Here is a 22,235-nt window from a genome sequence, read left to right as displayed (position 1 = left end):
CCGGATGCGTCGATGAGCGTCTTCCGAGGCACGGAATGGCGCTCGCGGTCGCACCGATCAGCATCGTGATCCTTGCCGCACAACGATCGTCTTGATGACGCTTGCCAACAACAAGGGGCCCGTCACTTCCCGATACAAAACCTGCTGAAAATCACCCCCAGCAGATCATCGGAAGTGAACTCCCCCGTAATCGCATTGAGTTGCTCCTGCGCGAGCCGAAGCTCCTCGGCAAAGAGATCGAGCGACTGCGCGCGCTGCTCCGCATGATCGGCCGCCTGCGCCAGATGTTCCTGCGCGGCGCGCAGCGCAATGAGATGCCGTTCACGCGCCAGATAAACGCCTTCAGCCCCAGCCTGCCACCCCGCGATCCGCAGCAGTTCCGCGCGCAGCATGTCGATCCCGTCGCCGCGCTTCGCCGACAGATGCACTTCCGTCAGGTCGCCTTCGGCCGCCGGATGCTCGACGCAAGCCGGCACTCCGGTGAGATCCGTCTTGTTCAGCACGCGCACCACCGGCACGCCGCCAGGGAACCGCGCGGCGATCGTCTCGTCGTCCGCCGTCATCCCGGTGCGCGAATCCAGCAGATGCAGCACGACATCCGCGCGCTCGATCTCGCTCCACGTGCGCGCGATCCCGATGCGCTCGACCTCGTCCTCCGTCTCGCGCAGCCCGGCCGTATCGATGATGTGCAGCGGAATCCCTTCGACCTGGATCGTCTGCGCGACCTTGTCGCGCGTCGTGCCCGCGATCGGCGTGACGATCGCCAGCTCCGCGCCGGCCAGCGCATTCAGCAACGACGACTTGCCGACGTTCGGCTGCCCCGCCAGCACCACCGACAGCCCCTCGCGCAGCAGCGCCCCCTGCCGCGCATCGCCGAGCACGTGCGCCAGTTGCCCGCGAATCTTCGTGAGCTTGCCGCGCGCATCGGCCGCTTCCAGGAAGTCGATTTCCTCTTCCGGAAAATCGAGCGTCGCCTCGACCAGCATCCGCAGCGTGATCACGTCCTCGACGAGCGCATGGATCTGCCGCGAGAACGCGCCGTCCAGCGAGCGCCCGGCTGAGCGCGCCGCCGCCTCGGTGCTCGCCTCGATCAGATCGGCGACCGCCTCGGCCTGCGCAAGGTCGAGCTTGTCGTTGAGAAACGCACGCCGCGTGAATTCGCCCGGCTCCGCGAGCCGCAGCCCGAAGCCACGCCCTGCATCGAGGCAGCGCTGCAGCAGCAGCTGCATCACGATCGGCCCGCCGTGCCCCTGCAATTCCAGGACATGCTCGCCGGTGTACGAATGCGGCGCGGGGAAATACAGCGCGATCCCGCGGTCGAGCGGCGCGCCGTGCTCATCGAGGAACGGCACGTAGCTCGCATGGCGCGGCGCAAGCCGCTGCCCGCACAGCGCGTCGATCAGCGGCAGCGCGGCCGCCTCGCCGCCGCGCCCGAACGACACGCGGACGACGCCGATGCCGCCCCGGCCGGCAGCAGTGGCAATGGCGACGATCGGATCGGAATCGGTAGCGAGCATGGGAATCGGATAAATCAGGTAATCAGAGGATGAATGCTGCGCCCGCGCAACAGTTCGGGCACCGGAACGTCGGCATTGTAGCGTGCCGGCCCGCGCGCCAGCGGACGCCACGTCGGTATCGGACTCGCCCGAATTTATCCCGCCGGAGCTAAGTCGAGTATCAATGTGACGCCGTCACACGCGGCCTGTTTCGGACGAGTATGCCCGTTGTAGGGGTTCGACGCTGGGGCCCCCAATTGCGCCGCCCGCGCCGGATCGGGTTGGGATTCGTCTGAATAGGATATGTTTATCTCACATGGTTGTCTGAGACGCGTCGGTGGAATTGCACAATCACCCCCATGCCGACACCCGAAGAAAAAGCGGCGTTCTCGGAACGCCTGAAATTCGCCTTGCGGCGCAGCCCCGACAAGGTCGCCGGTGCGACGGAGCTCGCGAACCGGTTCAATCTGCGCCATCGCGGTGCACAGCCGGTGTCGCCGCAAACCGCGCACAAATGGCTGACGGGCCGCACGATTCCGACACCCGACAAACTTGAAACGCTCGCCAACTGGTTGCGCGTCGAACTGCACTGGCTGCACTACGGCCCGTCGCCGAGCGCGAACGAGCACACGACGCCGCAACCGCTGCCGCGTGACGAACACTATCCGCCGACGCCCGAAACGATCGAACTCGCGTCGAAGATCGAAGCGCTACCGCCGCATCAGCGTTATCTCGTTCAGGAACTGATCGAACAGTTCTACGGCAGCGAACCGAAACCTGAAGCGAAGAAGGCCTGACCGGGCACGATCGACGCACACGCCCCCGCCAGAAACAAAAAAGCCGCATGGATGAAACCATGCGGCTTTTCTACGTGCATCGCGGGCGGCTCGCCGCCCGCGTGTGCCACGAGCGTCAGGCCGGCTTCTTCTTGCCGCCGCCGAGCTTGCGCGTGATGTAGTACTGCTGCGCGATCGACAGCACGTTGTTCACGACGTAGTACAGCACCAGACCGGCCGGGAAGAAGAAGAACATCGCCGAGAATGCGATCGGCATGAACTTCATCATCTTTGCCTGGACCGGGTCCGGCGGCGTCGGATTCAGGCTCGTCTGCACGAACATCGAGACGGCCATCAACACCGGCAGGATGAAGAACGGATCGCGCTGCGACAGGTCGTGAATCCACAGAATCCACGGCGCGCCGCGCATTTCGACCGATGCGAGCAGCACCCAGTACAGCGAGATGAACACCGGGATCTGGATCACGACCGGCAGGCAGCCGCCGAACGGATTGACCTTCTCGGTCTTGTACAGCTCCATCAGCGCCGAGTTCATCTTCTGCGGATCGCCCTTGAAGCGTTCGCGCAGCGCCTGCATCCGCGGCGTGATTTCCTTCATGCGCGCCATCGACTTGTAGCTCGCAGCCGACAGCGGGAAGAACACGGCCTTGATCAGCAGCGTGAGCAGCACGATCGCCCAGCCCCAGTTGCCGACATAGCTATGGATCTTCTCGAGCAGCCAGAACAGCGGCTTCGCGATGATCGTCACCCAGCCGTAATCCTTCACGAGCTCGAGGCCCGGCGCGATGCCTTCGAGCATGCGCTCTTCTTCCGGACCGGCGAACAGGCGCGCCTGCACGTCGGCCGACTGGCCCGGGGCGATCGTCGCGACCGGCTCCTTCACGCCGACGCGGTACAGCGCCGGATCGATCTTCTCGGCGTAGATGTCGCGCTTCACGCCCTGCTGCGGAATCCAGGCCGACGCGAAGTAGTGCTGCACCATCGCGACCCAGCCGTTGTCGGCGGAAGTCTCGTAGTCGGCCTTGTTCTTGTCGAGATCGCTGAAGTTGATCTTCTGGAAGTGCTTCTGGTTCGTATAGACCGCCGGCCCGAGGAACGTGTGCGAGAACATCGGCGTTTCGACGGCCGTGTTGTCGCGCACCAGTTCCATGTAGACCGTCGGCGTGACAGGCGCCGTGCCGACGTTGTCGATCTTGGTGTCGACGCCGATCACGTAGCTGCCGCGCGTGAACGTGTAGGTCTTCACGACCTTCACGCCGCCCTTCACCGGCGATTCGAACGACAGCTTCAGCGTGTTCTGGTCGCCCGTCAGCGACGTCGGGCCCGCATTGACCTGCGTGTAGACGTCGTTGTGGTTCGGGAAGTCGCCGCCGAGCAGGCCCGTGCGCGCCAGATACGTATGGCCCGCCGTGTGGTCGAACAGCGTGATGTACAAGTCGGGCTGCTTGCCGTCGCCCTGCTTCTTCAGCGTCAGCTTCGCCAGCGTGCCGCCGCGCGTGTCGATTTCGCCGTCGTACACGTCGGTCGAGAACTTCACGAGCTGCGCCTGCGCGGCCGGTGCCGTCGTCGACGGTGCGGCGCCGGCTGCGGCGGCAGGCACTTCACCTGCGGTCGTCGTCGTCGCGCCCGTGCCCGACGCTCCGCCTGCTGCGGCCGCGGGGGCCGTCTGCGTAGCGCTCGGGAAGAACATCGACGGGCGTCCATGGGACCGCTGCCAGTTGTCGTACAGCATGACAGCTGACATGAAGAAGATCACCCATAGGACGGTGCGTTTGATATCCATGCGTTGTCTCAGAGTCGATGGGACCGCGCGTCGGCTTCGCCGCGAGCGCGAGTGTCGGAGTTGGGCGGCGGGACGAGGTCGATGCCGCCCGCGGAAAACGGATGGCATCGGCACACGCGCCTGACGGCGAGATACGTGCCGCGCGCGGCGCCATGATACTGGATTGCCTCGCGCGCGTAATCCGAACAGGAAGGATAAAAACGGCAACGGTTGCCGAGCATAGGGCTCACGGCAACCTTGTAGAAGCGCAGCAAGGCGATCAATACCGTTTCCATACCTTGGGCGGCGCCGTACGACGCCGCGTCAAAACCGGCCGGGCAGGCGCGAACGCCGCACCGCGGACGGATGCGTCACTCGGACGCGGGCTTCGACGCCCTGCGCGCGATTTCCCGGGCTGCCCTGTCGAGCAGCTCGCGGATTTCGGCCGCGCACATCGCCGCGAGCGGGGCGGAAGCCGCGCTCGGCAGCGCTTTCTTGTCGAAGCGCGTGTGCTGCCGCAGCAGCAGGTCGTAACCGGCGAATTCGGCCCGGCGCAAGCGAAACGCATCGCGCGCAAGCCGCTTCACGAGGTTACGCGTTACCGCGCGCGGCGCATACTTCTTGCCGACGACGAGCCCCAGACGGGCAGGCTCGCCGGTCGGCTTGCCGTAGATCACGAAGTGCGCGGAACGCCGCCAGGGGCGCAAACGAAAAACGGATGAAAATTCATCCGTTTTCAGAAGTCGCGCAGCTTTCGGGAAGGCGGCTTTCGTCTGCGACGGATTCGCACCCGGCTCGACGGCACCTTCCGCAGGACTGCGGACGGCGGACACAGCGCGCAACCTGCCTTAGATGGCGAGGCGCTTGCGGCCCTTCGCGCGGCGAGCGTTGATGACCTTGCGGCCACCTGCCGTCTTCATGCGGACACGGAAGCCATGGGTGCGCTTGCGGCGCGTCACGGACGGTTGGTAAGTACGTTTCATGATGTTCTCACTTGTTCGAGAATGTCGAAATTCAGGGGACCGCGTGCCCTTAACCGGAGGCATTCGGGCGAACGCAATCGCCGGGAATACAGGATTGGTTTTCGCGGAACCCGCTATTTAAACCGTTTTTCTCTTGGCGGTCAATACTTTAGGCGTCGTCCGCCTGTGCCGGCCTCCGCCGATCCGGCCCCGCGGCCCACAGCCACAGCCTGTGGATAACTCCCGCTGTGGCCGCGTTTGGCGTTAGAATCTCGCCTTATCTCCAAGAATCCCGCACGCCGCTTCGGCGCCCGCCTGCCGCTGCACGACTGTGACGCAGGCGTCCGAGGCACGCTCGCACGACCGCTTCGGGCCTTGTTGCGCAACCGCCACAAGGGCGCCGGCGAGCCGCGCTGTGCATGCAAAAAACGACAGTTACTTGATGAACGATTTCTGGCAACACTGTTCCGCACTGCTGGAGCGCGAGCTAACGCCCCAGCAGTACGTGACGTGGATCAAACCCCTGGCCCCGGTGGCCTTCGATGCGTCGGCGAACACGCTGTCCATCGCCGCGCCGAACCGCTTCAAGCTGGACTGGGTCAAGAGCCAGTTTTCGGGCCGCATCTCCGATCTGGCCCGGGATTTCTGGAATGCGCCGGTCGACGTCCAGTTCGTCCTCGATCCGAAGGCCGGCCTGCGCAGCGCCGCCGCAGGCGCCGCGCCGGCTGCCCCGCGCGCGCCGCTCGCACCGAGCGGCCCCGCCGCCACCGTGGCCGCGATCGCCGCCAACCTGAGCGCGAATGCCGCCGCCGCGCCCAGCGCGCCGGCCGACGTGCCGATGACGCCGTCGGCGGCCGCGGCACACCACCTGAACGCCGACGACGCCGACATCGACCTGCCGAGCCTGCCCGCGCACGAAGCGGCCGCCGGCCGCCGGACCTGGCGTCCGGGCCCCGGTGCCGCGCCCGCCAATGGCGGCGAAGCCGATTCGATGTACGAACGTTCGAAGCTGAACCCCGTGCTCACGTTCGACAACTTCGTGACCGGCAAGGCCAACCAGCTCGCGCGCGCCGCCGCGATCCAGGTCGCGGACAACCCCGGCATTTCGTACAACCCGCTGTTCCTGTACGGCGGCGTCGGCCTCGGCAAGACCCACCTGATCCACGCGATCGGCAACCAGTTGCTGCTCGACAAGGCCGGCGCGCGGATCCGCTACATCCACGCAGAGCAATACGTGTCCGACGTGGTGAAGGCGTACCAGCGCAAGGCGTTCGACGACTTCAAACGCTACTACCACTCGCTCGACCTGCTGCTGATCGACGATATCCAGTTCTTCTCCGGCAAATCGCGCACGCAAGAGGAATTCTTCTACGCGTTCGAGGCGCTCGTCGCGAACAAGGCGCAGGTGATCATCACCAGCGATACGTATCCGAAGGAGATCTCGGGCATCGACGATCGCCTGATCTCGCGCTTCGACTCGGGCCTCACCGTCGCGATCGAGCCGCCCGAGCTCGAGATGCGCGTCGCGATCCTGATGCGCAAGGCGCAGTCGGAATACGTGAACCTGTCGGAAGACGTCGCGTTCTTCGTCGCGAAGCACCTGCGCTCCAACGTGCGCGAGCTCGAAGGCGCGCTGCGCAAGATCCTCGCGTATTCAAAGTTCCACGGCCGCGAGATCTCGATCGAGCTGACCAAGGAAGCGCTGAAGGATCTGCTGACCGTGCAGAACCGGCAGATTTCGGTCGAGAACATCCAGAAGACCGTCGCCGACTTCTACAACATCAAGGTCGCCGACATGTATTCGAAGAAGCGTCCCGCGAACATCGCGCGGCCGCGGCAGATCGCGATGTACCTCGCGAAGGAACTCACGCAGAAGAGCCTGCCGGAAATCGGCGAGCTGTTCGGCGGGCGCGATCACACCACCGTGCTGCATGCCGTGCGCAAGATCGCCGACGAGCGCAGCAAGGACGCGCAGCTCAACCACGAGCTGCACGTGCTGGAACAGACGCTGAAGGGTTGAGCGCGCGGGCGCGCTTGATAATTCGGCCTCCGCCCCAATTTAAGGGGGGCGGTTCGGTTTTGAGGCACAATACTGGTTTGACCGCCCCGGTGGTGGCGGGCCAAGAGCCCGGCCGGCGGGGCGCTGCGAGGCTGCTGCGCTGCAGGCCGTTACTCAACGAAGGAACTCTATGCAACTGGTCAAGACCGAACGAGACACACTCCTCAGGCCGCTGCAAACGGTCAGCGGCATCGTCGAACGCCGCCATACGTTGCCGATCCTTGCCAACCTGCTGATCACCAAGAACGGCCCGGACGTTTCATTCCTGTCGACCGACCTGGAGCTGCAGATCACCACGCGCGCCGATTTCGGCGTGGGCGGCGACCAGGTGGCCACTACCGTCGCGGCCCGCAAGCTGCTCGACATCCTGCGCGCGATGCCTGACGGCCAGGTCACGCTGTCGCTCGCCGACAAGCGCCTCACCGTTCAGTCCGGCAAGAGCCGCTTCGCACTGCAAACCCTGGCGGCCGACGAGTTCCCGACCGTCGCGCAGGCCAAGGATTTCGGCGCCACCCTGACCGTCCCGCAGAAGTCGTTCCGCCAGTTGCTCGGCATGGTGCACTTCGCGATGGCGCAGCAGGACATCCGCTACTACCTGAACGGGATGCTGCTCGTCGTCGACGGCGACCAGCTGATGGCCGTGGCCACCGACGGCCACCGCCTCGCGTTCTCGTCGATGAAGCTCGAAGGCGGCACGTTCGGCCGCCAGGAAGTGATCGTCCCGCGCAAGACGATTCTCGAGCTGCAGCGCCTGCTCGAAGATATCGACGACACCGTCACCATCGACATCGCGCAGACCCAGGCCAAGTTCACGTTCGGCCAGGTCGAGCTCGTGTCGAAACTCGTCGAGGGCAAGTTCCCCGACTTCCAGCGCGTGATCCCGAAGGCGCACAAGAACACGTTCGAGATCGGCCGTGAAGAACTGCAGCGTTCGCTGCAACGCGCGGCCATCCTGACCTCGGACAAGTTCAAGGGCGTGCGCTGCATCATCGCGCCGGGCCAGCTGAAGATCATGTCGACCAACGCCGATCAGGAAGAGGCGCAGGAAGAACTCGAAATCGCTTATCAGGGCGACACCGTCGACATCGGCTTCAACGTCACGTATCTGCTCGACGTGCTCGCGAACCTGAAGGTCGACACCGTGCAGGTGAGCCTTGGCGACGCCAGCTCGAGCGCGCTGATCACGGTGCCCGAGAACGAAGAGTTCAAGTATGTCGTGATGCCGATGCGCATCTGACGCGTTCGACATCGCGACACACACCAGGGGGCGGCAAGCCCCTTTGGCGTTTTTATGGCGAACCGACAACCCGTCCCTTTGGTGCCTTTTGGCGCCCCGGGCGGGCCAGGAAACTGGAGCGGCCCGGCGATTTCTCTCGCTGAAACGCACCGCGCCGCCACTTGAGTGGCCTCGCAGAACCGGAAGATATCCATGAGTGAACAGCACAATCCGCAACCCGATAACAGCAGCTACGGCGCCTCGTCGATCCAGATCCTCGAAGGTCTGGAAGCGGTGCGCAAGCGCCCCGGGATGTACATCGGCGACACATCGGACGGCACCGGTCTGCATCACCTCGTGTTCGAGGTGCTCGACAACTCGATCGACGAAGCGTTGGCCGGGTACTGCAACGACATCCACGTGACGATTCACGCCGACAACTCGATTTCCGTGACCGACAACGGCCGCGGGATTCCGACCGACGTGAAGATGAACGACAAGCACGAGCCGAAGCGCAGTGCTGCGGAAATCGTGATGACGGAGCTGCATGCTGGGGGGAAGTTCGACCAGAACAGCTATAAGGTTTCCGGTGGTCTGCACGGCGTGGGGGTTTCGTGCGTGAACGCGCTGTCGAGCTGGCTGCGCCTCACGGTGCGCCGTGACGGCAAGAAGCGGTTCATGGAGTTCCATCGCGGTGTTGCGCAGGAGCGCGTGCTCGAGATGGTCGATGGTGTCGAAGTGTCGCCGATGCTGGTCACGGGCGATACCGAGAACCGCGGCACCGAAGTGCACTTCATGGCGGATCCGACGATTTTCGGGACGGTCGAGTATCACTACGACATCCTCGCGAAGCGGATGCGTGAGCTTTCGTTCCTGAACAATGGTGTGCGGATTCGTTTGACCGATCTGCGGTCGGGCAAGGAAGACGATTTCGCGTTCGCCGGCGGTGTGAAAGGCTTCGTCGAGTTCATCAACAAGACCAAGACTAACCTGCACCCGACGGTGTTCTTCGCGAACGGCGAGAAGGATGGCGTCGGCGTGGAAGTCGCGATGCAGTGGAACGACAGCTACAACGAGAACGTGCTGTGCTTCACGAACAACATTCCGCAGCGTGACGGCGGTACCCACCTCACCGGCCTGCGGGCCGCGATGACGCGCGTCATCAACAAGTACATCACCGACAACGAAATCGCGAAGAAGGCGAAGGTCGAGACGACCGGCGACGACATGCGCGAAGGGCTGTCGTGCGTGCTGTCCGTGAAGGTGCCGGAGCCGAAGTTCAGCTCGCAGACGAAGGACAAGCTGGTTTCTTCCGAGGTTCGTGCGCCGGTTGAAGAAGTTGTGGCGAAGGCGCTGGAAGAGTTCCTTTTGGAAACGCCGATCGACGCGAAGATCATCTGCGGGAAGATCGTTGAGGCTGCTCGGGCGCGTGATGCTGCGCGGAAGGCTCGCGAGATGACGCGCCGCAAGGGCGTGCTCGACGGCGTCGGCCTGCCGGGCAAGCTCGCGGACTGCCAGGAGAAAGACCCGGCGAAGTGCGAAATCTACATCGTCGAGGGTGACTCGGCAGGTGGCTCGGCCAAGCAAGGGCGTGACCGGAAGTTCCAGGCGATCCTGCCGCTGCGCGGCAAGGTGCTGAACGTCGAGAAGGCACGCTACGACAAGCTGCTGTCGTCGGAGCAGATCGTCACGCTCGTGACCGCGCTTGGGTGCGGGATCGGCAAGGAAGACTACAACCTCGAAAAGCTCCGCTATCACCGCATCATCATCATGACCGACGCGGACGTCGACGGTGCGCACATCCGGACGCTGCTGCTCACGTTCCTGTATCGCCAGATGCCGGACATGATCGAGCGCGGCTATGTGTATATCGCGCAGCCGCCGCTTTACAAGATCAAGGCGGGCAAGGACGAGCGGTATCTGAAGGATGATGTGGAGCTGAACGCGCACATGCTGCGGTTGGCGCTGCAAGGGTCGGAGCTGGTGCCGGGTGAGAATGCGGCTGCGATTTCGGGTGATGCGCTTGGCGAGTTGGCTCGGTCGTATCTGCTGTCGAAGAGCGTGATCGAGCGGTTGAGCCGGTTGTATGACCCGGCCGCGCTGGAAGCCGTTATGGACGGGGTGGTGATCGACCTCTCCACCGAGGCTTCGACCGAGGCTTCGGCGAAGGCGCTGCATGCTGCGTTGCATGACGAAGCGCTGAAGAACGAAGTGCGGGTGGTGCCTGCGTATGACGCGGTTCGCGAACAGCGGTCGCTGCATGTCGAGCGGACGCATCACGGCAACGTGCGGGTTTCGGTCATCGACCAGGAATTCCAGCACACGGCGGATTATCAGCAGCTCGTGACCACCGCGAATACGTTCAAGGGGCTCATCGGGGAAGGTGCGGTTATCAAGCGCGGTGAGCGCAGCATGGCCGTGGCGGACTTCAAGAGCGCGATGAAGTGGCTGCTGGCGGATGCTGAACGCAACGTCTCCAAACAACGCTATAAGGGGCTCGGCGAGATGAACCCCGAGCAGCTGTGGGAAACGACGATGGATCCGGCAGTGCGGCGCCTGCTGCGCGTGCAGATCGAAGACGCGATTGCCGCGGATGGGATCTTTACTACCCTCATGGGGGATGATGTGGAGCCGCGGCGGGCGTTTATCGAGAGCAATGCTCTGCGGGCCGGCAATATTGATGTCTAACGCAGTCTGCTTCTAATCGTATAGATATAAAAAATGAGGCCCATGAGTTAAAAACTCATGGGTCTTTTCTATTAATAAATGAGTTTCACGATAAAACCTGAACACCCATCCTAATGGGATGGTCAGCTTAGCGAGGGGAAATTAGATTACTTCCACCGATTCAAATTTTTGATACAAAGAAGCAAGATCCTTTACCCCCATCCTGAACTGACTCCTTGCCTTTGTTTTAGAATTTTTCATGCTCGCGCGCTCCAGCTTTGGAGCCGGATCATAGATAATTTTTCCGTCCGCGAGTGCCTTTAAGAACATCTCGAATTCAGTACCCTCGCCAAGAAAAACCGGGGTTTTATATCTGTAATCAGCAGGCACTGACAATGATTTCTCGTAGGGAACATAGGCGGCGGCAGCATGTTTTCGCGCCCATTGCTCAACAAGGCCTGAATATGTCCATTCAGCAGATATTTCGCCATTTTCGTCAAGCAATCTAATGCCACCATTTACATCGACGATTTTCTTTGATTTTTCATCAAATCCGACTACAACAAGAGTATGCCCGGATGATTTCGCCGGCACCCCAACTTTGTGCGATCCGGTGAAATAGATAACATCGTTCGGCAAATTTCTTCCATACTTCCGAAGGAAAGCCTCTACACCATTCGTGCCATAGTAGCCGGCATCTGGTTCTGGCGTCATCAAGGTAATTCTTGACCCACTATATGCCTTCAACTCCCACCCCATAAAATCCGGAGCAGAACGGCCGTTGGGCACGATGCCAAATAACGCTTCAAGTGTATATCCACCGCCGTTTCGTGCTGAATAAACGGTTCGATTTCCGAAACGATCGAGTTTCGTGGAAGGGTGTGGATTTAGCCTGTGAATTTCGCGTAATCGCTCAAGCAACAGACTGCGTGCGTCTGGAACTTCTTGCTGAACGATCTCATGCAGCGTCCCGGAATCACGTTGGCCAGCTCTCTCCATACGCTCGCGCATAGTCACCGCAACAGGTGAAACGGCCGTGGCCAGATACGCGAACACCGAACTATCCGAGACGCCAAAGAAGAGCACTCTACCGTCAGGCTCATTATTAAATCGCCGCTCGTCTTTTGGAATAGGGCGAAGTATCGCTGCAGGAGCAAGCGGGCATCCCCTAAGAAACCCGGAGAGACGAACCTCCGGATACTTTGGATACAGAATCAGCTGCGCCCCTGGAGCAATGGCTTTCCTTCCATCACCGTCGATCCAGAATAGTGGTATATCAGCTTTAAAATTGGGAACCTTGACGCTTGCTTCGGGGCGAATTTTTCCAAAAACAAGCAGCTGTAGGACTTCGAAACTTTTCCCGAGATAGATTTGCTGCTTGCTATTGTCGTTCTCGGCAAGGAACTTATAATAGATGTGCCGGGCTCCGTGCTCAGCAAAACAGTCAAGCAATCCATCCAGTGTCTCAAACTCTCGCAACCCCATGCCCCTTTTTCTCTATTGATTGAGCTTCGGGAACAGCCGGCCAGAACGTCAGCCCGTCAACATTTACGCCTTGCGGCAGATAAGTGCCCCTTCAACGCATGCCCCTCAGCTAGTACGCTGCACCGTTTAGAGCGCATCGGCTATTGCGCAATTATATCCCAGAGACCTCTCAGTTTCTTTGCCTTGTGGAAGCCTGTTCGTGTTCGTCGACCGTGTTTGTCTGTCGAACTTTCAGTGGATATGCAACAAATAGCATCACATGGGCGCGTGTGCCCGCGGAGCCAACATGCGAAGCTGGCCATCCATTCCAATTTCCGCACTCGGTGCCTCGCCAGTGATCCATCGCGAGACCGTTTCAGCGAGTGCGTTGCCAGCGTCGACCGCCCTGAACTCCCGTGTCGCACATTCCCATACAACAAGCACTCGCCAACCGAGCGCCTGTATGGTTTCGAGGGCAAGTTCGTCTCTCCGTCTGTTTTTCAGAAGTTTTTCCCGCCAGAACTCCGTCCGGCTCCCGGGAAGTTTGAAGTATTTGCAACCATGAACATGCCAGAAGCAACCATGCACGAATATAACTGCACGATACTTCGGAAATACCATGTCCGGCTTTCCGGGTAGACTGGATGAATGTAAAAGGTAACGGAAACCCCTTGAATGCAGAGCGCGCCGTATCATCAGCTCGGGTTTGGTGTCCTTGCCACGAATTCCCGACATCATGCGGCTGCGGGTCTCCTTATCGACAACATCCGTCACTCACTTCTCCGCATCTCGAAAGTTACCGTCGGCAGGCTGACCGGCAGCCTGCTTTCGACAATCCATCGTCAAGTTGTTGCTACTTGGCGATCAACAGATTCATCAGTAAAAAAATCCCCGATCACCGGAACAAATCCATCTTCGACAATCCAGGGCTTGACGATTCGTGCGACCTCCTTAAACACCGGCATAACAACAGAGTTTCCAAATTGCTTGTAGGCCCGCGTATCTGAAACCGGGATCTCAAAACTGTCGGGATATCCCATCAACCTAGCGCATTCTCGCGGTGTCAGGCGTCTTGGGTTTTTGCCCTTCTGTGCAACGAGAATCTCTGATCCATCCTTGTAGTACCGAGCAGATAGCGTACGTGCAATGTCGTCCGGTCCAACGAGGCCGTAGCCAAAGCCGTTGCCCTTCGCCTTGTGCTTCGCTGCATAGTCCTGAAGGTACTTCCAGAGATTAGGCGTCAGTGTGTACTTGTCGTTTACCTTTCGCGCGTCATGATCAAAGTACCGATCCCCGTCATGTTCGAGCCGTGGCTCGCTGCCATCGACCTTGTGCAGAATGTCTTTCATCTTCACTTCGCCCTTCTCAGGCAACTGAAGTGATTCCCAGCTGAACGGGGTGGGCTCCCGAAAGCCCACGATCACGATGCGCTCGCGATGTTGTGGCGTCCAGTGTTGACCATCAATGATGCGATGGTGAACGTGGTAGCCAAGCTCGTATCGAAGCGTCCGGATAATCACGTCGAAAGTACGTCCCTTGTCATGGGACTGCAGGTTCTTGACGTTCTCCAGCACAAACACCTTCGGGCGCTTTTCCTGGATGATTCGCGCCACGTCAAAGAACAACGTGCCCTGCGTCTCGTCCTGGAAGCCATGTGCTCGCCCAAGTGCATTTTTCTTTGACACGCCGGCAATGCTGAACGGCTGACACGGGAAGCCCGCGAGCAGCACGTCATGGGCGGGAACGCTCGTTTCATCGACATCCGTGATGTCGCCATGAATTGGCCTGCCATCCGGGAAATTCACGTGATAGGTCTTCTGCGCGTAGCTATCCCATTCGCTGGTGAACACACACTGCCCGCCGTTGAGTTCGAATGCCTTGCGGATTCCACCTATGCCTGCAAACAGGTCAATGAACGTGAAATCTGCCTTCGCAGCAGACGCTCCGAACGGCTGCAGCATCGACTTGAGGGTGTCAACGACATAGGGTTTCGGCGCAGTCTCTGCCGAGAGCCAACGGCTGACCGTCGAAGGTCCTACACCGAGTCTCTGAGCAATCTCCGTGCGGGAGAAGTAGCGAGCTGCTTCGTGCAGGTACTGAAGTGCCAAATTGCTGTCAGGTGATTTCATTGCTTCGCTGGGAAATTTTTTTGCATATTGATGGCTGTGATTCCCAGAGTCAAGCAAGAAACAACTAACCGCTTCGGTAACCTGGGAATACCTTGTGTGACACCGACATCAAGGACTTGCCGCTCGTGTCGCGGCGCCTTTGTGCAGAGGGGAAGTCCTCTTGGCGCCACCGTGTACATCGTGGCGATTCGCGATGGGTCGCGTCGATATGCCTGACGGCAGACCTAGCCTCGCGGCCGACTTCGGGGTGACAGATTCGCAGGGGTGATCTCGGACGATGCACGACTCTTCACTGTTCTTGTCGTGCGGCGCGCGCTCGGATCGGCCGGTTAGACTTCCCACGCAACTCCGTCCTTCCCGAACGGGGACATCATCGATTACGTGAACGTGCAGGTCGCAAGATGCGAGGTGGGAGCGCATCACTCGGCTATCAATGGGCACCGAAATTGGAGACTTATGCCCTTCGGCTAATCTGCGCAAATTGAGCAATTCAAGATACCGCATCCTGTAGACTCAAGTGGCAGTCCCGCAAAAAAGCGCGGGCCGCATGGGCTGCCACCCATACGACCCGCTGACCACAACCAACTCAACCAAGGAGTCGGAAATGGCTGTCGCCAATATTAAGTCGCTCTTCCGTAAACGCAAGCAGCAAGACCCGAACACCGTGCTCCAGATGATCCTCCGCAGCACGCCTGACAAGCCCAAACGGGGCTGGCCGTACCTGCCCTGGATGGCCGTCATCGACGCGCACTTCAAGCTGTTCGGATTCGAGCCGGGCGACCGCGTCTATCTCCAGATAAACCACAAGACCCGCCAGATCCATATCACGCCGCACTATGGCGACCTTGAGTTCCGAGAACAGCCGTACCATCAGCCGGGCGGCCGAAACCCGTTTGCGCTGTAAATTGCCAGGGCCGCTTTATGCGGCCCTTGTTGCCTCGGCGGCTGGCTCAACGCTCGGAAAGTCTTGCTGTGCCCATCCCTAGCCCAAATAGCCGCGCAGTTTTCAGCACTCAACTTCAACAACCGTTACAACATCAATCACCGATCGTAGCCGTCGCTCCGCCATCGCATCGGTCCCGCGATTCTACTCATACAGCACGATGACATATCTGCTCGTATCGCCGATACCTCGCCCAACCAGCAAAACGTGACAATCGGAGACACTTCTCCAATCGCGATGCATCAACCGCATCCACGCACAAACGGCGCGCCCTCACCCGCCCAGACGAGCTATCCGCTACAACGAAACACCGAGTCCCTTGTGGCTGGTGATTCGAATACCTTGCCGTCACGTTCCATACTGATGCAGATTTCTATTATGTGCTTCGAGCATCGCAAGTTATGACCAGCGTACTCGAGTGTATATTTAATTTTGCATTCCTTAGTACATGTCCACAACCACCTACACAAATTGGGACATTCCAAAAGAAAAATACGCGAAGACAACCCCGTTGCCCTCGCTGCCGTACGTAGTACCTGAGAGAAAGGGAGAAGAATCGTGTTGGCCAGACCACCGTCGTCCGGAACGCTGACATCCCGCAGTCTTTTCGACGCATTCCATCGTGGCTTGCTGCAACATGAAAGGCTGCTGAAACTGGATACCCCGCTCGGCGCGAACACACTCGTTCCGCTCCGCGCAAAGGGATGGGCAAAGATAGGTCGTGACTATCAATGGACCGTCGACGTCGCATCGATTCGCGACGATATTGCATTGCTCTCGCTGATGCATCAGCCGGTCACGCTCTGGATTCAGCAAACAACGTCTCCGTTTTCCGACTCGACCTATCGCCCGGTCCACGGCTTCGTTCATCGCGCTGGAATATTGGGAACCGACGGCAATCTAACCGTGTATCAGATCGAGTTTGCCTCGGCGCTCTTCTTCCTCGGCCACACGCGTCGCGATCACTACTGGCTGGAGAAGGACGCACGCGAAATCCTGATCGACGTGCTCCACCGGTATTCGCAGCTGCGCGGCGCCATCCGCCTGGACATCATGGAATCACCACGCGTACGGTCATATTGCCGACAGGCCGATTCAGACTTGAACTTCGTTCACCGGCTGCTGGAGGACGAGGGCTGGTACTGCTATTGGGTGCATGCCAAACCCCAGGGAGGTGAGAGATCGACAGCAACGCTGGTTGTTGTCGACAGCCTGTCCTCGTTACCCGAATCGCGGGCGGCGTCGTATTGTCGAGACGACTCCGGCAACGAAGCGGACGGACTGACACAGTGGTCGTCCCACCAGACACTGCAAAGCGTTCGTTACACGTCGCGCTCGTTCGATTACAAGCGACCGAATCACGACTTCGAATTGAGCAGTGAACTTAAATCGACGACGTATGAGGTAGAGCATCGGCGGCACCGCGAGCTGCGTCACATTCCATCAGCGCCGATGGAGATTTTCGAGTCGACGCCATATGGCTACGCCAGTTCCAACGCAGGGTACCACCGTGCCCGGCTTCGAACGGAAGCCTGGGATTCGCTGGCCGAGCGCTACGCCGGAACGGGAGGTTTGCGCTGGATCGACGCCGGGGCGCGCTTCGTCCTCAACGGTCACCCGAGACATCTTGCCCCAACACCGCATGACCGCGAATTCGTGGCGATCGAAGCGCACTGGTACATCGAGAACAACATCCCGATCGGGCGACTTGCCGGCCCATTTCCACGCAGTCTGCAGCAGATGGGCATCGACGCGAAGGCCATGCACGGCGCGCGCTTTGAATCGCGCCCCCATCCCGGCGATGGAGAAACAGGGTTCTTCGTCGTCGAGATAGAAGCGCAATCGACAAAGGTTGCGTATCGCAGCCCATTCGAGCATGCAAAGCCCGCGATACATATTGAGCATGCGCAAGTGGTTGCGCCGGAAGGCGAAGAGGCGTGGACCGACCCGCTAAACCGGATTCGTGTGCGCCATGCGTGGGACCGGCAAAGCCCTTCCGGGGCCTTCAACACGTCGCCGATGCTGCTGGCACTACAGGCCGATACCGGCAGTGGGTACGGCGCGGTGCATGTGCCTCGCGCCGGCGAGTGGGTGGCAATCGGGCATTGGGGTGGCGACTGCGATCGACCGTTCGTGCTGGGTCGGCTCAACGGCGGTGCCACTCCACCGCCGTGGCATACGAATGCACTACTGTCCGGTTTTCAGTCGAAGGGATTCGGCAAGACGAACGCCTACAACGCGCTGGTTCATGACGACGCGACGAATCAAGGCAGCACACGCGTGACCACCTTCACAGGCCAGCGCTACAGCCTGTTCCACCAGGGTTACTTGATTCGGCAGGATGGCAACACGCGAGGGCGCTATCTGGGCATGGGATTTGTCCTCCACACCGACGACTACGGCGCGGTGCGGGCGAATCGAGGCCTCTATCTCACGACGCATTCGAAGCGGGCCGACAGCGAGCAGCTAGACGTTACCGAGGCACGGGATCAACTCACGCGCTCCGGCATGCAGCTGGAGTCGTTGTCGCATGCGAGCTCGGCGGCGCAAGCCGAATCGCTACAGGCCGGACGGGATGCGGTCGATGCTGCCGTGCAGGCGACTCAACATTCGGAGTCCGGCCAGGCCGCGGGCGAGCGCACGGTTGGCGGCGGCTCGGGTGAAGCCAATGGCTTTGCGACACCGCTGATCGTCATGGCCAGTCCGGCCGGGATCGCGATGACGACGCAACAATCGACGCAGATCGCAGCCGACAAGCTCATCAATTTGGTCAGTGGCGAACATACCCACATCGCGACCGGCAAGTCGCTGATCGTGGCCGCTGCCGAGAAAATCAGCCTGTTCGTTCAGAAGGCGGGCATGAAGCTATTCGCGGCGAAGGGAAAGGTAGAGATCGAAGCGCAAAGCGACGCGATGCGGCTATACGCGGACCAGGATCTCGCGATCACAAGCAATCGCGGCCGCGTCGTCATCGAAGCCAAACAGGAATTGATGCTCAAGTGCGGTGGGTCATACGTGCGCATCACGGCGGATGGAATCGAAGACGGCACGCGCGGTACGCGAACGAGCAAAGCTATATCGTTCGCTCGACTCGGCCCGAGCTCGGTTGCAGAGCACATGAACGCGCGACCTCAGACCGCTTTCAATGATCCCTACGTTCTGCGTCACAAGATCACCGGGGAAGTACTGAAGAACCATCCCTATGAAATCGTGCGAGGTGACGGAACGGTCATCAAGGGCGTGACGGATGAATCCGGGCAAACCACCGTACAAAAGAACGTCGACGTCGAGTCGCTACTGGTTCGGGTGTTGCCGCTCCCTCTCCACGAGGCGGAATAGCGACGTATCGGCATCCGATTTGAACGCGAACGCGCCTTTCATCGATCGACTTTAGTTCACTCCTGGTACTCGCATGAGCAATCCCGAAAGCAACAGCACCAACAAGAAAGCGAAAACCGTCACCATTCAGACACAGCACGAGCGAGGAGGCGGGTCATCCGCAAGAGTGACACTGACGCCCGACTCGAACACCTGTACGAAGGAGATCAACTGCGATCCAAGGCAGCCGATTCCGGTGATCTTCATTCCTGGCGTCATGGGGTCGTTGCTACTTGACCGAAATACCGGGGAAGAGATGTGGAATCCACCGAATGGCCTCAGCGGCGCCGTATCGTTTGCATCGTCCGGGTACTTCGCAAACGCTGCGGAACGCCAAGCACGCTACGATCCTCGCGTCGCGGTGGTCTCGCCCTTCGGCAACATCAGCACGAAAGGCTGCGACGTCACCGCAGAAGAGGCACGGCGAAGGGGTTGGGGCTCCGTGCACAGCGCCAGCTACCACGCGACTTTGGCGTGGCTCGAACACCAACTGAATAACCCGGCGAGATCAGGCACACCCTTTGGAGCATGGGCCGAGGGCGACCCTACGGGCGAAACGTTCACGGTCACCCCGATCATCGGAACCCCGCCAAGGCTATATGGCGCACACGGCCGAGCTGCCGACGCGATCCATGCCGCATCTGAAGAATTCAAGAAATTCTGCGAGTTTCGATATCCGGTCTATGCAATTGGATACAACTGGCTTCAGTCGAATCTCGATTCGGCTCGGGATGTAATCGAGGGCATCGAGTGCGTCGACAACAAGCGTCGCAAGACGTCACGGCTCATGGGCATCAAGGAAATCTGTGCGGAAAACAAGGTCAAGAAGGCGATCGTCATTACGCATTCGATGGGCGGCTTGGTCATGCGAATGGCTTCGGTAATCGCCGGACACGCGGATTTAATGTACGGAGTAATCCACGGCGCACAACCCGCGACAGGCGCACCGATCGCCGCAAGACGCTTCCGTGCAGGGGCGCAAGGAGAAAACGCGATCATCAATCAGGTGCTGGTGGGCCGGAACGGCCTAGAGTTCACCGCTATCACGGCGAACGCGCCCGGACCTCTGGAGCTCCTACCAATGCCCGACTACCACGACTATGAGCCATGGTGGATTGTCCGCAATTTGAGGCGCGAGGAAATTCTCCGGCTTCCTAAGCCAGGCGATACGCTTTCGCTATACACGTCGCAACAATGGTATGGGTTGGTGCCCCGCCAAACTGATGCAGTCCTCGATCCGGCTGGCATCGTCAAGAAGCGCCTGGTGGTAAACGGTCCCGCCATGACCGTTCAAAAGCAATTTCAAATGATGATGCGTGCGGTGGTTGAGCGACAAACTGCCTTGGTCAACAAGTATCACCCCAAGACCTACGCCTTTTACGGAAATGGCCCGATACGACAGGCTGCTGATCCGGCGACAACGAGTGTCAGTACATCCCAGCAATCGAAACATCGGGAGGTGTCTGCTTCCCGTGAAAAACTCCTCACGTTTGGCCGCATCTTCTGGCGTGGAGATTTCCCCGCCGGCATCACGGAAGCTGACTTGCTAGGTGCACAACTGATGAGCGATAACGCGAAAGGACAAGTTCGCATTCGCGTCAAAGACCAGGTTTATACGATAGAAGCCGAAATGATGACGCCCAACTTTGCCGCTGAAAGAGGCTTGATTTTCGGCGACGGGACTGTGCCAGTGTGGTCCGGTGAAGCTGTCGCCCGCGGATTAAAAGAAGGCGTCCGGGGAGGAAAGGCCGAAGGTGTGCAAATCGCATTCGACCAAAACGGCTTCGACCATCAAGCATGCTTCAACCATCCGTGGGCCCGCTGGGCCACGCTGTACAGCATGGTCAAGATCGCAAAAGCAATTAACGCATCGGCGTGACCACATTGAACCGCTTCGGCAAACAGTTTCTCATCGCTCTGGCCATCCTCCTTTGGGTGCTAACGGCGTGCCGAAACAGCAAATCACTGGATCCCATTATGACCGCACCGCTTATGCACGATGCTCGCCCGTGGTGTATTGGACGCTTCGTCCTCGACCTTCCTCACGACGCCGAGGTATACAACGAACAGTTCAATTACATGGGGTATTCAATCGAGAGTACCCAGAACATAAGCGCACAAGAATTTGCACACCGGGTCGACGCACGCGAACGTGAGCTTAAAACAGCTATGAGGCTAGACCCACACAGATCGTTTGCGGCCACAAAAATTCCGTGGGTACATCAGGTGATTCGACCAAGCGACAATTCTCGGTTCTTCGTTTTTGGTCGCTACGACGTGCCGCAGGAACAGCAAGTCTACGATGTCGAAGGGTACGCCGTGTCAGACAAGACGCTATTCACTCTGAAGAATACGTTCGGTGATGGATATGATCAGATGGCTATCCAGAATGCCTCGCTGATTCTTCGCAACATACATCCCCGTGGAAACTGGGACATTCCTCCTGACAGTGCGTTCTGCTTCAACGGTGGCGTCATCAAGGGCAAGCCACTGCCCGGATTCGATGCAACGTTGGCGGTTGGACTCGTCCCCGGTCGCCCGTCCAATTTGATCGTGAAATTGCGAGAGTCGGTCGATGTCGATCAGCAAGCATCGCTGCTCGATGGGCTTCCTGCGTTCGAGATCCAACTGAAATCGCTGACGGGTCGCTACAAGATCCTGCGAAAAGGCAAACGCCAGTTCGCCGGTATGCAGGCAGAGGAACTGCTGATGGCAATCAGCGAAGACGGCGTGCAGAAATATCACTTCTATCTGCTCGCTCCTGGCGTCGAACGCGACCTCTCGAAACCTCACACGGCGATTCAGCTGCTTTTCGGTGCAGCACCCGATTCGATTACATCGGCGTCCGAGGCTACCTCTCCCGTCAACGAAGCGGAAGCGATTCAAGCGTGGGACACGGTGCTAAGCAGCTTCCACTATCGAGGCCCCGCGGCCAAGTGAATCGGAGGCCTCCGAGTGAAGCGCTACGACATCCTGAAAGGCGACACCACGACGGCGGGCGGCTTGATCGAGGGCGGCAATGCCAACGACCTGATCGGCGCCCGAGAACAGGCTTACGAGGGCGATCCGGTCTCGTGTCCTGCATGCCAGACAGTCGGCACGATCGCATGTGATGGGCCACGCATCCGCACGAGCGGACCGGACGGACGCCAGGCGGCACTAAGTGATGACTTATGCGTCTGCCAGTGTTCACCGGCGCCGCGTCTGATTGCTTCGCAGGTCTCGTCGTTCATCGAAGTCTAGGCCTGCCCGACGGATTTCCTGCAGCGAAAAATCCGGGCCACCAATGCAAAAACCCCCGCCTTTCGGGCGGGGGTTCTCGGCTTAGGGAGCCTGACGATTACCTACTTTCACACGGGTAT

Annotated in this window: 17 protein-coding genes; 9 read left to right on the top strand and 8 right to left on the bottom strand. The window is 59.9% G+C overall.

Features of this window, described 5'->3' with window-relative positions:
* Positions 1-122: 122 nt before the first annotated feature.
* Positions 123-1,517, bottom strand: a complete 1,395-nt coding sequence (gene mnmE / locus BME24068_RS29885; RefSeq protein WP_174928204.1) for a tRNA uridine-5-carboxymethylaminomethyl(34) synthesis GTPase MnmE — start codon at positions 1,515-1,517, stop codon at positions 123-125.
* Between the two features lie 338 nt (positions 1,518-1,855).
* Between mnmE and BME24068_RS29880 the strand changes: the two genes are divergently transcribed.
* Entirely contained in the window at positions 1,856-2,293 is a 438-nt protein-coding gene (locus BME24068_RS29880) for a helix-turn-helix domain-containing protein (RefSeq protein ID WP_096508416.1), read from the top strand.
* 115 nt (positions 2,294-2,408) lie between these two features.
* Here BME24068_RS29880 and yidC read toward each other — a convergent pair whose 3' ends face one another.
* From yidC to rpmH, 4 genes are all read right to left on the bottom strand, one after another.
* Entirely contained in the window at positions 2,409-4,076 is a 1,668-nt protein-coding gene (gene yidC, locus BME24068_RS29875; RefSeq protein ID WP_096508415.1) for a membrane protein insertase YidC, read from the bottom strand.
* 8 nt (positions 4,077-4,084) lie between these two features.
* Positions 4,085-4,351, bottom strand: a complete 267-nt coding sequence (yidD, locus tag BME24068_RS29870) for a membrane protein insertion efficiency factor YidD (RefSeq protein WP_006750110.1) — start codon at positions 4,349-4,351, stop codon at positions 4,085-4,087.
* Between the two features lie 75 nt (positions 4,352-4,426).
* Positions 4,427-4,888: a ribonuclease P protein component gene (gene rnpA / locus BME24068_RS29865; RefSeq protein WP_096508414.1), complete on the bottom strand. Its 462-nt coding sequence runs from the start codon at positions 4,886-4,888 to the stop codon at positions 4,427-4,429.
* A gap of 15 nt (positions 4,889-4,903) precedes the next feature.
* Entirely contained in the window at positions 4,904-5,038 is a 135-nt protein-coding gene (gene rpmH / locus BME24068_RS29860) for a 50S ribosomal protein L34 (protein WP_004198824.1), read from the bottom strand.
* A gap of 421 nt (positions 5,039-5,459) precedes the next feature.
* Between rpmH and dnaA the strand changes: the two genes are divergently transcribed.
* The 3 genes from dnaA to gyrB all read left to right on the top strand — a co-directional run bounded on the left by dnaA (position 5,460) and on the right by gyrB (position 10,980).
* Entirely contained in the window at positions 5,460-7,037 is a 1,578-nt protein-coding gene (gene dnaA / locus BME24068_RS29855; RefSeq protein ID WP_115531410.1) for a chromosomal replication initiator protein DnaA, read from the top strand.
* Between the two features lie 169 nt (positions 7,038-7,206).
* Positions 7,207-8,313 carry a DNA polymerase III subunit beta gene (gene dnaN / locus BME24068_RS29850; protein WP_006750113.1) on the top strand — a complete coding sequence of 369 codons (1,107 nt, stop codon included), beginning with the start codon at positions 7,207-7,209 and terminating at the stop codon, positions 8,311-8,313.
* Positions 8,314-8,505: 192 nt separating this feature from the next.
* Positions 8,506-10,980 carry a DNA topoisomerase (ATP-hydrolyzing) subunit B gene (gene gyrB, locus BME24068_RS29845; protein ID WP_174928202.1) on the top strand — a complete coding sequence of 825 codons (2,475 nt, stop codon included), beginning with the start codon at positions 8,506-8,508 and terminating at the stop codon, positions 10,978-10,980.
* A gap of 141 nt (positions 10,981-11,121) precedes the next feature.
* Here gyrB and BME24068_RS29840 read toward each other — a convergent pair whose 3' ends face one another.
* The 3 genes from BME24068_RS29840 to dcm form a co-directional block, all read right to left on the bottom strand.
* Positions 11,122-12,444 carry an MvaI/BcnI family restriction endonuclease gene (locus BME24068_RS29840; protein WP_174928201.1) on the bottom strand — a complete coding sequence of 441 codons (1,323 nt, stop codon included), beginning with the start codon at positions 12,442-12,444 and terminating at the stop codon, positions 11,122-11,124.
* 255 nt (positions 12,445-12,699) lie between these two features.
* On the bottom strand, positions 12,700-13,197 hold the full coding sequence (locus tag BME24068_RS29835; protein ID WP_174928200.1) for a very short patch repair endonuclease: 498 nt from the start codon (positions 13,195-13,197) through the stop codon (positions 12,700-12,702).
* 68 nt (positions 13,198-13,265) lie between these two features.
* A complete protein-coding gene (gene dcm, locus BME24068_RS29830) occupies positions 13,266-14,552 on the bottom strand; it encodes a DNA (cytosine-5-)-methyltransferase (protein ID WP_174928199.1) in 1,287 nt (428 codons plus the stop codon).
* A gap of 604 nt (positions 14,553-15,156) precedes the next feature.
* Between dcm and BME24068_RS29825 the strand changes: the two genes are divergently transcribed.
* The 5 genes from BME24068_RS29825 to BME24068_RS29805 all read left to right on the top strand — a co-directional run bounded on the left by BME24068_RS29825 (position 15,157) and on the right by BME24068_RS29805 (position 22,116).
* Positions 15,157-15,456, top strand: coding sequence for a hypothetical protein (locus BME24068_RS29825; RefSeq protein WP_239007886.1), 300 nt, complete (start codon positions 15,157-15,159; stop codon positions 15,454-15,456).
* Between the two features lie 597 nt (positions 15,457-16,053).
* Complete coding sequence (locus BME24068_RS29820; protein ID WP_174928198.1) at positions 16,054-18,834, top strand: type VI secretion system Vgr family protein; 2,781 nt, start codon at positions 16,054-16,056, stop codon at positions 18,832-18,834.
* 73 nt (positions 18,835-18,907) lie between these two features.
* On the top strand, positions 18,908-20,752 hold the full coding sequence (locus BME24068_RS29815; protein WP_239007885.1) for an esterase/lipase family protein: 1,845 nt from the start codon (positions 18,908-18,910) through the stop codon (positions 20,750-20,752).
* Positions 20,749-21,813 (top strand): T6SS immunity protein Tli4 family protein, encoded by a 1,065-nt coding sequence (locus tag BME24068_RS29810; protein WP_244110712.1) that lies wholly within the window; start codon positions 20,749-20,751, stop codon positions 21,811-21,813. Before BME24068_RS29815 ends, BME24068_RS29810 begins: the two co-directional genes overlap by 4 nt.
* Before the next feature lie 15 nt (positions 21,814-21,828).
* A complete protein-coding gene (locus tag BME24068_RS29805; protein WP_174928197.1) occupies positions 21,829-22,116 on the top strand; it encodes a PAAR domain-containing protein in 288 nt (95 codons plus the stop codon).
* Positions 22,117-22,235: the final 119 nt, after the last annotated feature.

It is taken from the genome of Burkholderia anthina (assembly GCF_902498995.1).
In the GTDB taxonomy this organism is placed as follows: Bacteria; Pseudomonadota; Gammaproteobacteria; order Burkholderiales; family Burkholderiaceae; genus Burkholderia; species Burkholderia anthina.
This window is presented reverse-complemented; position numbering and strand designations above follow the sequence as displayed.

Bases quoted from the DNA above. Each gene is read 5' to 3' on its own strand.
- mnmE (WP_174928204.1), bottom strand. From the start codon at position 1,517: ATGCTCGCTACCGATTCCGATCCGATCGTCGCCATTGCCACTGCTGCC.
- BME24068_RS29880 (WP_096508416.1), top strand. From the start codon at position 1,856: ATGCCGACACCCGAAGAAAAAGCGGCGTTCTCGGAACGCCTGAAATTC.
- yidC (WP_096508415.1), bottom strand. From the start codon at position 4,076: ATGGATATCAAACGCACCGTCCTATGGGTGATCTTCTTCATGTCAGCT.
- yidD (WP_006750110.1), bottom strand. From the start codon at position 4,351: ATGGAAACGGTATTGATCGCCTTGCTGCGCTTCTACAAGGTTGCCGTG.
- rpmH (WP_004198824.1), bottom strand. From the start codon at position 5,038: ATGAAACGTACTTACCAACCGTCCGTGACGCGCCGCAAGCGCACCCAT.
- dnaA (WP_115531410.1), top strand. From the start codon at position 5,460: ATGAACGATTTCTGGCAACACTGTTCCGCACTGCTGGAGCGCGAGCTA.
- dnaN (WP_006750113.1), top strand. From the start codon at position 7,207: ATGCAACTGGTCAAGACCGAACGAGACACACTCCTCAGGCCGCTGCAA.
- gyrB (WP_174928202.1), top strand. From the start codon at position 8,506: ATGAGTGAACAGCACAATCCGCAACCCGATAACAGCAGCTACGGCGCC.
- BME24068_RS29840 (WP_174928201.1), bottom strand. From the start codon at position 12,444: ATGGGGTTGCGAGAGTTTGAGACACTGGATGGATTGCTTGACTGTTTT.
- dcm (WP_174928199.1), bottom strand. From the start codon at position 14,552: ATGAAATCACCTGACAGCAATTTGGCACTTCAGTACCTGCACGAAGCA.
- BME24068_RS29825 (WP_239007886.1), top strand. From the start codon at position 15,157: ATGGCTGTCGCCAATATTAAGTCGCTCTTCCGTAAACGCAAGCAGCAA.
- BME24068_RS29815 (WP_239007885.1), top strand. From the start codon at position 18,908: ATGAGCAATCCCGAAAGCAACAGCACCAACAAGAAAGCGAAAACCGTC.